Consider the following 13,340-nt stretch of genomic DNA (forward strand, 5'->3'; position numbering starts at 1 on the left):
TGTCAACCGATTCTCAAACATTTTCTTCCCTGTTTTTTACACTTAGGACAGATACGTAAGCCGGCCGCCCAGCCTGCTCAGCAGCTCATTGGAAATACTGCCCGCCTGCTCAGCAGCTTCACTGGCGGGAATCTCTTCTTCCCCGTCCTTTCCGATCAGCGTCACTGTATCACCTGCCGATATTCCCGGGATTCCGGTCACATCTATCATCATCTGATCCATGCAGATCCGCCCCACTATCGGCGCCCGTCTTCCTTTAATCAGTACACTCCCCTTTCCGCAGGACAGACTTCTCGGATATCCATCCGCATATCCAATGGCAACGACTGCTATGTCGCGGTCGGATGGTGCGGTATATGCTCTGTCGTATCCCACGCTTTCCCCGGCGTATACTTTTTTGACCGAAGCTATTGTGGACTTAAGGGCCAGGGCCGGTCTCAGATCCAGTTTTCTTCTCACGCAGGTATCTGTTCTGCTGTCCGCCCCGTATAAAATGATTCCGGCCCTCACATAATCACAGTCAATGTCCGGATAGTTCAAAAACCCGTAGCTGCTCTGTACATGAATCTTCGGAAGCACGATTCCTTGTCCAGACAATTCCTCTAAAAATCCAAAAAACGTTCCGATCTGTCTTTCTGTGAATTCTACATCCTGCTGTCTGCTGCTGTCTGTAGCGCACAAATGTGTGAAAATACCGGTAATTTTCAGATGCTTCATCTGAAAGACTTTCGCAGCGCGGTTTACATCGTCCACAGAGATTCCCAGCCGGTGCATCCCTGAATCCACCGCCAGGTGGACCTGCAGGTTTGTCCCCATCTTTTCCAGCGCCAGAGCATGCTCATAATCGCAGACGGTCTGCATCAGCCGCCAGCGTCTGAGTTCCTTCGCCCTGAAGGGAGGCGTATACCCAAGTATCAGAATCTCTCCCTGTACGCCTTCCTTCCGCAGTGTGATTCCCTCATCTATGGTCGCTGCTGCAAATGCCCTGACCCCCGCCTGATTCAGGCATCTGGCAGTCGCTGCGTCTCCGTGTCCATATGCGCCCGCCTTTACCACTGCCATCAGCCGACAGCCCTGAGGCATGTTTTTCTGCAGGATTCTGGCATTATACTTGAGACACCCCTGGTCGATCTCCACCCAGGAGCGGCATCCTTCCGGCGGCAAATGCACAGGATGATGCTTCTTCCATTCCCGTATGATCCTACAGTATAGGATACCGGCCAGGCCGGACAGAAGCAGAACGGCCAGATAAAGCACCATGGGATTTTCCGTCAAATATGTTTGTATGGAAAGCAGCTTCGCTGCCATCCTCACCACAACGATCATCATGGGATGGACGATATAGATGACCATGGACATATCCCGGAGCATTTCCCTTCTTCTTCCCCGAAAGAAAAGGAGCCACCGGAACAGCAAATACATACAAGGAATAAGAAGTATATACATACTGTCATGCCGCTGGAGGCCGAACTCCCGGAGGATCAGGCCCTCTGAAGTCATCAGAATCAGCATGAGCAGAAAACCAAGGAAATATGAAAGACCTCCCCTTTTGCTCCTCCTTCCCTCGTTTTCTGCTGTCCAGGCCCCCATGACAAAAAACACAGGCGCATAAAAAATCCCATTCCGTGTGTAATCGGTGACGGCAAACACATTGTCGTAGAATGTCTTTAAAATTGGGGCCTTTGCCGACAGACCGTAGTAGCTGTCCCCCAAAAGACCAACTGCATAGAGACAGACCGCAGCAATAAACGCCTTTTTACAGCCAATCCTGCGGATAAGGAGCACCGATACCCAGGCCCCGGCGATGGCGGCCGGAAAGTACCACAAATGATATAAGGTTCCGTCAAACAGAATATCCTTCAGAAACTCCGGCAAAAACAATTTTGTATTGAAGTATCCCATATAGAGATTAAGCGGCAGGTAAAAAATCATAGATATCAAATACAACCGCAGTGTGGCTTTTGTAAAAGCCGCCAGCTTCTCCATACGCCTTTCTGTTCCTTTTGCCAGAAAAAAACCGGAAGTCATAAAGAAAAAGGGAACTGCAACCCGGGCAACAACCCGTGTCAGAATAAAATCACCGGTCCCGTTCCAGGCGGCAAGGGGGGAAATGTGAATAGCTGCGACCAACAGCGCGGCGGCGATCCGGAACCCGTCTATGCCGGAATATGCTTTTTCTCCTTTCATCTTATTGCCTCCATAGTGTCACGACCCATCCGTCCACATTGTTTCCCGAGCTTTCCGCTATGGCGTTGTCCGCCACCGTCACCTTCACTGACGAGCTCTCCGCTGCCTCATCCGGTACGTAAAATATCTCTATTTCTTTGTCCCGACTGCCGGTTCTCAGATGCTTCCCGCCATAGGGATAATTTTTTATGAATTCGGTATATTCCTCCAGGCAGAGTCCTTGTACTTCCATGATCTCAGAATGAGGATATCCTACGTATCGGAAATGCCACGGTTCCCCGCCAATTCCCGTCACATCCTCTTTTCCTTCCGGATATCTTTCTACAAAACCATATCTGGCAGCCCGTTTTCTAAACTCCCCGCCGACACCGTCATATGGAAACTCCGGACGTATGAAATCAATGTTCTCCTGATTAAGTCCCAAATCGATGGCCAGTCCCGTCTGATGCTCGCTGTGGTCTGGAAGGGCCACATATTTTCTGGTGAACTCCCATCCGTTTTCTGCAACGGAATCTTTAAATATCTGCTCTTGCTCCGCTTTCGGCCGATAGCCGCTCACCGGCACGATCTTTCCCTCGGACCGAATTTCCTTTAAAAGCTGGGCCAGGCAGGAGGAAGCCCTTGTATGAAGCAGGATTCCCGGGTACCTGCTGTCCACAGGCACACAGGAAAACCGCATCTCTCCCGCGATCGGATGTTTTTCATTCACTAAGATCAAATTCCCCCCGCGAACAGACCGGCCGGGCAGTACCATCTCTCTCATGTCTCACACCTCCTGTGCCATGAGCGTTTCCAAAATCACCTCAAAAGACATTCCAATACCTTTCAGCATATTGGGAAAACGGCTGTGAGCAGTAAAGCCCGGTATGGTGTTTACTTCATTGAACACTATCTGGCCGTTTGGAGTCAGAAACATGTCCACCCTGGCAAATCCGGAGCAGTCCAAAGCCCGGTATATGGTCTTCGCGCACAATTGAATCCGTTTTTCCGTCTCTCCGTCGATTCTGGCCGGCATATGGATTTTGGAAGTTTTCAGAGTATACTTCTCTGTATAGTCGAAAAAGCCTTCTGAAAGTTCGATCTCATCCACTCTTCCTAAGATCAGTTCTTCTTTTCCCATTACGGCGCAGCCTACTTCAAAGCCTTCCACATCCTCTTCAATGATGACTTCCCGGTCATGCTGAAACGCTGCTTCCACCGCGGCTGAAAGCTGCGTCCTCCTGTCCGCCTTTGTGATTCCAAAGGATGATCCCGCCCTCACCGGCTTCACAAACAGCGGATATTCCAAATCCTTTGTCTTCTCGTAGAGCTCTGCTTTTTCCAGTCTCTTTTCCAAAACGACAGCTTTCGGCACTGCTACGCCGGCCTGGGCAGCCAGCTGGTGCGCCCGGTATTTGTCCATGCAGAGAGCAGACGCAAACGTCCCGCACCCGATAAGGGGAATACCTGCCAGTTCAGCCAATCCCTGTACCGTTCCATCTTCTCCGTTTTTTCCGTGGAGCACCGGAAATACCGCGTCCACATAGATGCGGCAGATTCCGTCATCACTTTCTTCTACGATACCATGGACAGAACGCTCCGGAGAGAGGAAAGCCTTCCTGCAGGCTTCGTTTTTAACGTGCCATTGATCCGACGGGATATCTTCAAAAGCCCCCATATACCGAAACCAATCTCCATTCTGCGTAATCCCTACCGGTATCACCTGATATTTTTCTGTGTTCATGTGGGTGAGCACCGCATACGCGGACTGGAGGGAAACCGGATATTCTGTAGAGCATCCGCCGAATATAACCGCTATCGTTTTTTTCATGTCTTTTCTCCTTTTCTTTCATAGAACAAGCCGTCTTATTAATAAAAAAACAACCGCCGTCCTGGTAGTTTCATCATACCAGGACAGCGGTTGCTGTTCTTATTATCCATCCTATGGAAATCCGATTCTTTTCTGATCAAATTCTTACAATTTTCCTACAGCCGCGGAAGCGTCACATCAAAGCGGATGATATTATCCTCACTGTATGCCGATATCTGGCCTCCGTGCAGCTCGACGATCTCTTTTGCAATGGCCAGTCCAAGACCTGCTCCGCCGCTTTTTGTGGATCTGGAATTATCCAGTCTGTAAAACTGTTCAAATATCCTCTTAAGCTTCTCCTCCGATATCTGGTCCCCGTCATTGATAAAAGACAGCTTCACCTGATTCGGCATCTCTTCCACCCGGATTCGGATCGTACAATCCTCATGGCTGTAATTGACCGCATTGCGGAGCAGATTATCAAATACCCTCTGCAGCTTATCCGGGTCGCAATAGATACGCAGATCCTCGGGACTCTGAAGCACACAATTCAAATTCTTTTCCCTCAGCATAGGCTTGAATTCATATATCAGCTGATTCAGCATACGGATCAAATGTACCTCGGACTTTTCCAGCGTAATATGGGATAGGTTAAAACGGGTGATGTCAAAAAATTCGTTAATGAGATCATCCAGACGTTCTGCCTTTTCTCTGGCGATGGAAATATAACGGTTCCGCATTTCTTCCGAAATCTGAGGCTCATCCTTAAGCAGAGTCAGATAACCGATAACAGACGTGATCGGTGTCTTCAGATCGTGGGCCAGATATGTGACCAGATCGTTTTTCCTTTGTTCTGCTTCTCTTGCGATCCGCTCATTGTTCAGGACGCTTACCTTGATCTGGTTCATCTGATTTTCCAGATCTTTTAAGGGAGCCGAAAGGCTCACCATGCTGTCATCCTGCTTATAGATCACTTCTGCCGCATCAGCCACCTCCTGGAAATAGGAAAAAGGTTTTCTCCAATAATACAGGAAGATGCCGATATATCCTATCACGATATAGGCAAGGGCAAATAAATCTCTCCGCATGTCGAACCATCTGGCAATCCGGTAAAGAAGCTCGTCCCCTGACCAGGTTCTGAAGCTAAATATGTTAATGGCCAGAAAATAGCCGATTATCCCAAGCACGGTATAGGAAAACAGGGCGATTATCATCCTGAGGAACAGCCGTCCCGCCAGGCCGCCGCTCAGGTTCTTTTTATTATTCTTCAATTTTATATCCAACTCCCCATACTGTTTTAATAAACCGCGGCCTTTTCGGAGGCTCATTCAGCTTTTCCCTGAGCCGTCCGATATGCGCCATCACTGTATTGTTGTTGTTTTCCAGATATCTCTCTCCCCACACGGCCTCAAACAATTCCTCTGAGGGCACTACCTTTCCTTTATGCTCACATAAATACCAGAGGATGGAAAACTCCAACGGCGTAAGGCATACCGGCTTATCATACAAAAAGCACTCATGGGTATCACGGTTTATCGTAAGTCCCCGGATGTCATGCTCCTGTCTCTCCTCTTCTTCTGCCTGTCCTACGTGATTGTAGCTTTTATACCGCCTGAGCTGAGTCTTGACCCGCGCGACCACCTCCAGAGGATTAAAGGGTTTTGTAATATAGTCATCCGCCCCTAAGGTGAGTCCCATGATCTTATCCATATCCTCTCCCTTTGCTGTCAGCATGATAACCGGATAAAAATATTTCTCCCGTATTTTTTGGAGAATCTTGAAACCATCTATATCCGGCAGCATCACATCCAGAACCGCCAGATCAAGCCCGCCCTCTTCCATACAGGCCAAGGCGTCCTTTCCATTATAGAACTTCTTTACAGAATAGCCGTCATTCTTCAAATATACTTCCACCAGATCCGCGATCTCTTTTTCGTCGTCCACCAATAATATCTGTTCTTTCATCCTTCCGCCGCCTTCCTCCTGCCGCTTGGTCGTTCCCCCCATTCTAACATATCTCCCCTTTGAAATCAACGGAACAGTCACCCCTGCTTTCCTCTCTCCATATGATAATGTATGAAGAAACGGAGGAATACTATGGAACCTATCCTTGAATTCATACATGTATGTTTTTCCTATCATTCACTGGACGGTGAGACATCCGCACTCTATGACATCTCTCTGGCGGTCAACCCCGGAGAATTCGTAGCGATCGTGGGTCCTTCCGGCTGTGGAAAAACAACGCTCCTGTCCCTAATCAGCGGCCTTTTAAAGCCGGAATCAGGAGAAATACGACTGTTTGGGAAAGCTCAGGGCACCTCCGGCGCCAACATCGGCTATATGCTTCAGAGAGACCACCTTTTTGAATGGCGAACGGTCTATGACAACGTGCTCCTGGGTCTGGAGATCAAGCACAACTTAACCTCCAATACCCGGGCCGGCGTGGATTCCATGCTTGACACCTATGGCCTGTCGGCTTTTAAAGACGCCCCTCCATCTTCTTTATCCGGGGGGATGCGCCAAAGGGCCGCGCTCATCCGCACTCTGGCACTGGAGCCTGATATCCTGCTTCTCGACGAACCATTTTCCGCTCTGGATTACCAGACGAGGCTGGAAGTGGGCGACGATATCGGCAGCATCATCCGCAAGGAGCATAAAACCGCTGTTCTGGTCACCCATGACCTTTCGGAGGCCATTACGCTGGCAGACAAGGTAGTCATTCTTTCAGACCGCCCTGCCCGTATCAAAAAAATTCTGCCTCTGCACTTTGACGAAATCTATGACTCTCCCTTGAAGAGACGCAGCTCGCCTCAGTTCAGCGGCTATTTTGAAGAAATATGGAAGGAGCTCAAATCCAATGGATAATTCCCTCTCCAAAGCCCAAGTGGCCTACCTGAGGGCGCGCTCCCGTCACAAACGCCTCGTTCTTATCGGACAGATTCTTTTATTTATCCTGTTCATCGGGGCCTGGGAGCTCACCGCCCGCATCGGCCTTTTGAATGATTTTATATTCAGCAGTCCATCCCGCATGATAACCTGTTTCATTCAAATGACAGAAGATTTCAGCATTTTCCGCCATATCGGCGTAACACTGGCCGAGACCATCGGCAGCTTTTTCCTGGTCATGGCCATCGGCCTCCTGGCCGCCATGCTGCTCTGGTTAAGCCCCACCTTATCGGAGCTCTTGGAACCGTATCTGGTAATGCTCAACAGCCTTCCGAAATCAGCGCTCGCCCCCGTACTAATCGTATGGCTGGGCAACAATGTGAAGACCATCGTCGTGGCGGCCATTTCCGTGGCCGTTTTTGGCTCCATCATGACACTCCACACGGGCTTTCGAAGCGTCGACCAGGATAAGATCAAGCTCATCTACACTCTGGGCGGCAAAAAGAGGGATGTCTTAAAAAAGGTGCTTGTCCCCAGCGCTGTCCCTTTGATCATCAATAACATGAAGGTCAACATCGGCCTCTGTCTCGTAGGCGTCATCATCGGGGAATTTCTGGCGGCGGACAAAGGCCTTGGTTATCTGATCATCTATGGCAGCCAGGTATTCAAGATGGATATTGTGATGATGAGCATCGTCATCCTCTGCATCATCTCCATGGGACTTTACCGCATCATCGGGATGCTGGAAAAGCGGTACGTCAAGCGTCATTGAAGATTGACAGCCGCTTCCGACCGCTATATAATAGATAAATCGAACACGGGAGGCACATACGATGAAAAAGAGTAAATTAGTCTTGAATATTGGTTTCGTATCCATTCTTGTGGAATTTATATTAGACGCTGTAAAAGACCGTTATTCGCTGCCCTCTTGGGTAACTCCCATAAAATGGATCCTTCTTCTGATTGCTTTTGCATGTGTGATCGGATATCTGGCACTTAAGAACGTCGAACAATGAGCCTATTGTTTTTTTATAACAGTTAAGCCGCGGAGCGTATCCTCAGATATGCCCCGCGGCTTATTTTTGCCGTCAAAACCGTAAAACTGTCACAATGCTATGATTACTCCGCCGTCCCCGGCATATGTCGTGCTGACGCCGGCTGTATCCACAATATAAACATCCTTTACCTTTATCAGGCTGCAGATCAATTCCTTTACTTTTTTTGCCCGTTCCGGACAGTTCGTATGGGAAATGGACAGCACTTTATTCTCCGCACCCTTCGCTTCCTTTGCCACCCACTGGGCCATCTTGGCGAGCGCTTTGTCTATGCCCCGCGCCTGATCCAGCTTAATGATCACACCTTTGTCTGCTCCCATGACCGGCTTGATATTTAAGACTGTGGCAAACAATGCCTGCAGTCCTGTCAGCCTTCCGTTTTTCTTCAGAAAATCCAGCGTCTCCAGGACAAAATAGGTTTTCATATTATCCCGGAATTCGGATACTTCCTTTACTATGTTCTCAAAGGATTCTCCCGCTTCCGCCATCTCCTGAATCTTTACCGCGATCCGTGCTTCTCCTATGGACGCCGAATCTGAGCTGAACACGGCTATCTTCTTTTCACCCTTTTCTTCTATATAGAGACTTCTTCCGAGGACCGCACTGTTGTATGTGCCGCTCAGATGCTGAGACAATGTCACCACAAAAATGGCTTCCGCATCGCAGTCATAGGCTTTTTTAAAAGCCTCCGGAGACGGACATGCTGTCTTCGGACAATCCGGAGTTGTGCGGACCAGTTCCAAGTACTTTGCCTGATCAAAGCTCTCATCATCGGTAATATAGGTATCCCCTACCTGCAATGTCAGCGGAACCACTTGAAAATGACGGTCTGCTTTCAATTCCTCTGTCAAATCACAGCAGCTGTCCACTACTATCTTGTAATCCATATTTTTCCTCCTGTACTGCCTTACTACTTTTTTGTGGAGCATTTACCACTTTATGTAGTTTTCATTACTATTTATAATAGCACAGAATACGCGCTTTGAAAAGGGACAATGCAATCTTTTTTATCTAATTTCCGGAGCTTTCCGCTTACCGCTCCTGCCAAAAACATCTCAGCAGATCAGAAAGAGCTTCCTGGTCCTTAACTCCCATCACTTCCCTGGCGGAATGCATAGCCAGCAAAGGAATGCCGATATCCGCCGTATTCATCACAGCAAAGGAGGATGCGATGGAACCCAGAGTGCTGCCGCTCCCCACATCAGAACGGTTGGCAAAGAGCTGGAACGGAATATGATTTTTATCACAAATGCTTCTGACTACGCCGACAGCCTCTCCATCTGTGGCATATTTCTGATTGCTCTCCGCCTTTAAAGCGACTCCTCCGTTCAGATAAACCGGATTCGTTACATCACTCTTATCCGGTTGGTTCGGATGCTTTCCGTGGGCCACATCCACGGAAAGCAGAAAGCTTTTCAGCAGACAGTTGATGCAGTCCTCACCGCTGTAGCCGAAAGAACGGCAGACCTTTTCCATCACCAGCGCAAGTAGGGAAGAACCGGCCCCCTGCTTCGTCTTGCTGCCAATCTCCTCATGGTCAAAGAACACGGCCATATCCACGCCGCTTCTTCTCTCTGTCCCTGCGAGCAATCCATCCACACAAGCGCTTACCGAAGTCAGGTTATCCAGTCTGGGCGCCGAGAGAAATTCACCGTTCATTCCAAGGATATCCGGCTTATCGCAGTTATAAACAGAAAGTTCATAAAATAAGATATCTTCCGGAACTGCGCTAAGCTCTCCCGCCAGAGCATTCAGGAAAAATCCCCCTTTGTTCAGCACATCCGACGCAGCTTGTCCGGCCATCGGGAGCATATCCTTCTGCTTATTTAACTCAACCCCTTTGTTCACTTCCCGGTTCATATGAATGGCCAGGTTGGGGATCGTAAACACAGGGCGTCCGAAATCCATCAGACGAGTTTCGGGGCTAAAGCAGCCGTTTCCTTTGAGCGTCACCCTTCCGGCCACGGACAGAGGCCTGTCAAGCCAAGTATTTAAGATAGGGCCTCCATACGTTTCTACATTGACTTTCGCATAAGTATCCTGGGACATATCCGGAGCCGTTTTTATACGCATACAGGGCCAGTCTGTATGGGCCGCTGCGATCCGAAAGCTCTGAAGGCGCCCAAAACCGGGATTTATACGGAAAGCGAACATGGAAGAACCATGGGCTTTCACATAATATTTTCCTCCCTTTTCCAGAGACCAGCTGTCCCACATTCCCAGCTCCTGATACCCGTCTCGTTCAAGCTCTTCTGCCGCGGCCTCCACCACATGATACGGCGATACCCCCCGCTCAATATATCTCAAAAGCCCTTCCGGCACTCTGTTTTCCTGGTTCTGTCTGTCCGCCATCCTTCTTTCCTCCTCCCGCATTTATTGCAGATTCTGTCTTTCTATTCCAGTATACCACATTTTTAAAGAAAGGCTTCCCTTTTTCCTGATTTTCTCCTATACTGAACGTATTAGGAGGTTCTCATGATAGCGCTGAAAATACCAGACAAAAAGGATTTCACATCTAAGCTGTTTCTTCAGGACACCTTTGACGCTTTTATGGTGTCTCAGGCTTCTTTTACCACAAGCATCACCGTCTCCCTTGACGGTTCTCTCCACCGGGATTATTTCACTGACGCAGAATGGGAAGAAATGGAACAGCATGATTTTGCCCGCTGGCCGCTCCTTAAGCCCTTGTGCTACCAGATTATCAAGGGCAGGAGGCTGCCGGAGCACTTTAAGATCGTCTTCATGCTGTCCCGCTCCAATACGGAAAAGCTGTTATCAGGAACTGGCCTGTCCATCCCGGTGGAACAGGTCGGCGGCCTGTTTTTGAATGTCCGCTATGATCAGGGAACGCTTCAATGCGTGACCGGCGTCGCCCACTCTTTTTTTACCGCCGATAAGTCTCTGGACCGGGCATGGGACGATATGATAAGGCGTCATTTCAGATCCAGGGAAATATTCTGGGAAGAAGATTAGAGCCTTTCTCCCTTATTTCAACAAAAACCGGAAAACAAAAGCAGGTTATTAGCACTCATGTCTATTGAGTGCTAATTTTTTCTTGACTTTTATATGTCAGCGTATTACAATATACTTCAGAAATCGAAAAGACCGTTTTGTCTTTTAAACCCACAAAGAAAAAAAGAAAGGTGTGATTGAAATGCCAGAGAAACAGGGCAATTTATCCATTAACAGTGAAAACATATTTCCTATCATAAAGAAATGGCTTTACAGTGACCACGATATTTTTTACCGTGAACTGATCTCCAACGGCTGCGACGCCATCACCAAGTTGAAAAAGCTGGATGTGATGGGCGAGTTTGAGATTCCGGAGGATACCGAATTCAAAATCCAGGTCACGGTAAATCCCGATGAAAAGACCATCTCCTTCAAGGACAACGGCATTGGAATGACCTTTGAGGAGCTGGACGAGTACATCAACCAGATCGCTTTTTCCGGAGCCAGGGATTTCCTGGAGAAATATAAGGACAAGACGAACGAAGACCAGATCATTGGACATTTTGGCCTGGGCTTCTATTCTTCCTTCATGGTCGCGGACAAGGTAAGCATCGATACAAAGTCCTATCGTGCCGGCGCGCCTGCCGTCCACTGGGAATCGGACGGAGGCCAGGAATTCGCCATGGCTGAAGGGAGCAAGGAAGATTTTGGAACAGAGATCACATTGTATCTCAATGAAGACAGCCTGGAATTCGCCAACGAATATAAGGCCCGCGAAGTCATCGGAAAATACTGCTCCTTCATGCCTGTGAACATTTTCCTGAACAAAGCGAACGCCCCTCAGGAATACGAGACCATCGACGTGAGCGAGGTGACGGAAAAGGATGTAGTGGTGGAGACCACCATTGAAGAAGCCAAAACAGAAGAACGGGAAAATGAAAACGGAGAAAAAGAGATCGTGGAGATTTCTCCCCGGAAGGAACTTGCCAAGATCAACAAGCGTCCTGTCCCTCTGAACGATATCCATCCTCTCTGGACGAAACATCCCAATGAATGCACCGACGAAGAATACAAGAAATTTTACCGTACCGTATTCAATGACTACAAGGAGCCTTTATTTTGGATCCACCTGAATATGGACTATCCGTTCAACTTAAAAGGCATCCTTTACTTCCCGAAGATAGGTTCCCAGTATGAGAGCATTGAAGGGACCATCAAGCTTTATAACAGCCAGGTATTCGTTGCGGACAATATCAAGGAGGTCATTCCTGAATTCCTGATGCTGTTAAAAGGTGTGATCGACTGCCCCGACCTCCCTTTAAATGTCTCCAGGAGCGCATTGCAGAACGACGGCTTCGTCAAGAAGATCTCCGATTACATCACCAAGAAGGTAGCGGACAAGCTGACCGGTATGTATAAGGTCGAGAAAGAGAATTATGAAAAATACTGGGACGATCTGAGTCCCTTCATCAAATTCGGTTATATCCGGGATGAAAAATTTGAGGACAAGATAAAAGACTGTATCCTGTTCAAGAACCTGGAGGGCCGTTATCTGACCCTGGCGGAATGCCTGGAGGAAAACAAAGAAGCTCACGAAAACACGGTCTTCTATGTGACCGATGAAAAAGCGCAGAGCCAATATATCAACATGTTCAAGGAAGCCGGTATTGATGCGGTGATCCTGACCCATACCATTGACTCTCCTTTCATCAGCCATGTGGAACAGAAAAATGAAAACGTGCATTTCCTGAGAATCGATACGGATCTGGACAGCGCTTTCAAGGAGGAGACGGGGGAAGAAGAAAAAGAATCCCTGAACAAGATGACCGATAAGCTGACGGAAACCTTCCGGAAAGCTCTCGGTGACGATAAGCTGGAAGTCAAGGTAGAAAAGCTCAAAAATTCGTCCATTGCTTCTGTAGTCACTTCGTCCGAAGACAGCCGCCGGATGCAGGATATGATGAAAATGTACAGCATGGGAGATATGAACATGGATATGTTCGGCGCTTCTGAAAGTCTCGTGCTGAACGCAAATCATCCTCTCGTGACTTATGTACTGGAGCACGAGGACAGTGAAGATACCTCCATATTCTGTGAACAGCTGTATGACCTGGCCCTTTTAAGCCATGGAAGCCTGTCTCCGGAACGCATGAGCAAATTCATTGCCCGTACCAATGACGTGATGTTAAAGCTGGCCGAATAAAAATTTCATAGGACGAGCTTTCCTATGAAATCAAAATACTGCCGCCGGATGGACAATTCCATCCGGCGGCAGTTTATTAATGATGTCTGTGATTCCTGTTCTCCCGATTCTTCTTTTCCTGCCGTTTTCTCTCCCTTTCCTTTTGTGCCTCGTCACATTCCTCATCTATCTCATATACTGAATCTTCATCAATTATAAGTCTGGTTTTCATAAAAGCGTCTCCTTACACATAATAGTGGTTCCTCAGAAACCGCTCATAATATCATAT

13 protein-coding genes are annotated in these 13,340 nt (G+C 48.3%); 5 read left to right on the forward strand and 8 right to left on the reverse strand.

Annotated features, from left to right (window positions below; genetic code table 11):
• Positions 1 to 42: 42 nt before the first annotated feature.
• From vanT to vanR, 5 genes are all read right to left on the reverse strand, one after another.
• Positions 43 to 2,187 (reverse strand): serine racemase VanT catalytic subunit, encoded by a 2,145-nt coding sequence (gene vanT / locus LQE92_RS13330; RefSeq protein WP_231063436.1) that lies wholly within the window; start codon positions 2,185 to 2,187, stop codon positions 43 to 45.
• A 1-nt stretch (position 2,188) separates the two neighbouring features.
• Complete coding sequence (locus LQE92_RS13335; protein WP_231063437.1) at positions 2,189 to 2,950, reverse strand: M15 family metallopeptidase; 762 nt, start codon at positions 2,948 to 2,950, stop codon at positions 2,189 to 2,191.
• A gap of 3 nt (positions 2,951 to 2,953) precedes the next feature.
• Positions 2,954 to 3,997, reverse strand: coding sequence for a D-alanine--D-serine ligase VanG (vanG, locus tag LQE92_RS13340; protein WP_231063438.1), 1,044 nt, complete (start codon positions 3,995 to 3,997; stop codon positions 2,954 to 2,956).
• A gap of 155 nt (positions 3,998 to 4,152) precedes the next feature.
• Positions 4,153 to 5,247: a sensor histidine kinase gene (locus tag LQE92_RS14720; protein WP_408611461.1), complete on the reverse strand. Its 1,095-nt coding sequence runs from the start codon at positions 5,245 to 5,247 to the stop codon at positions 4,153 to 4,155.
• On the reverse strand, positions 5,237 to 5,941 hold the full coding sequence (gene vanR, locus LQE92_RS13350; RefSeq protein ID WP_231063493.1) for a VanR-ABDEGLN family response regulator transcription factor: 705 nt from the start codon (positions 5,939 to 5,941) through the stop codon (positions 5,237 to 5,239). The genes LQE92_RS14720 and vanR overlap by 11 nt, the downstream gene beginning before the upstream one ends.
• A gap of 132 nt (positions 5,942 to 6,073) precedes the next feature.
• On the opposite strand from vanR, the gene LQE92_RS13355 reads away from it, so the two are divergent.
• From LQE92_RS13355 to LQE92_RS13365, 3 genes are all read left to right on the forward strand, one after another.
• Positions 6,074 to 6,841, forward strand: a complete 768-nt coding sequence (locus LQE92_RS13355) for an ABC transporter ATP-binding protein (protein WP_231063439.1) — start codon at positions 6,074 to 6,076, stop codon at positions 6,839 to 6,841.
• The gene (locus LQE92_RS13360; RefSeq protein ID WP_147597034.1) at positions 6,834 to 7,634 is read left to right on the forward strand and encodes an ABC transporter permease; all 801 of its coding nucleotides are present in this window, start codon (positions 6,834 to 6,836) and stop codon (positions 7,632 to 7,634) included. Before LQE92_RS13355 ends, LQE92_RS13360 begins: the two co-directional genes overlap by 8 nt.
• A 61-nt stretch (positions 7,635 to 7,695) precedes the next feature.
• Entirely contained in the window at positions 7,696 to 7,878 is a 183-nt protein-coding gene (locus LQE92_RS13365) for a hypothetical protein (RefSeq protein WP_147597033.1), read from the forward strand.
• An 89-nt stretch (positions 7,879 to 7,967) separates the two neighbouring features.
• Here LQE92_RS13365 and LQE92_RS13370 read toward each other — a convergent pair whose 3' ends face one another.
• Together LQE92_RS13370 and LQE92_RS13375 are read right to left on the reverse strand one after the other, a co-directional pair.
• Complete coding sequence (locus LQE92_RS13370) at positions 7,968 to 8,804, reverse strand: DegV family protein (protein ID WP_231063440.1); 837 nt, start codon at positions 8,802 to 8,804, stop codon at positions 7,968 to 7,970.
• A 145-nt stretch (positions 8,805 to 8,949) separates the two neighbouring features.
• On the reverse strand, positions 8,950 to 10,269 hold the full coding sequence (locus LQE92_RS13375; protein ID WP_231063441.1) for a M18 family aminopeptidase: 1,320 nt from the start codon (positions 10,267 to 10,269) through the stop codon (positions 8,950 to 8,952).
• Positions 10,270 to 10,392: 123 nt separating this feature from the next.
• Between LQE92_RS13375 and LQE92_RS13380 the strand changes: the two genes are divergently transcribed.
• A complete protein-coding gene (locus LQE92_RS13380) occupies positions 10,393 to 10,890 on the forward strand; it encodes a DUF5721 family protein (protein WP_231063442.1) in 498 nt (165 codons plus the stop codon).
• 181 nt (positions 10,891 to 11,071) lie between these two features.
• Positions 11,072 to 13,072 carry a molecular chaperone HtpG gene (gene htpG, locus LQE92_RS13385; protein WP_231063443.1) on the forward strand — a complete coding sequence of 667 codons (2,001 nt, stop codon included), beginning with the start codon at positions 11,072 to 11,074 and terminating at the stop codon, positions 13,070 to 13,072.
• A gap of 76 nt (positions 13,073 to 13,148) precedes the next feature.
• On the opposite strand, the gene LQE92_RS14490 is transcribed toward htpG, so the two are convergent.
• Complete coding sequence (locus LQE92_RS14490; RefSeq protein ID WP_269141961.1) at positions 13,149 to 13,283, reverse strand: hypothetical protein; 135 nt, start codon at positions 13,281 to 13,283, stop codon at positions 13,149 to 13,151.
• Between the last annotated feature and the right edge of the window lie 57 nt (positions 13,284 to 13,340).

It is taken from the genome of Lientehia hominis (genome assembly GCF_021044755.1).
In the GTDB taxonomy this organism is placed as follows: domain Bacteria; phylum Bacillota; class Clostridia; order Lachnospirales; family Lachnospiraceae; genus Lientehia; species Lientehia hominis.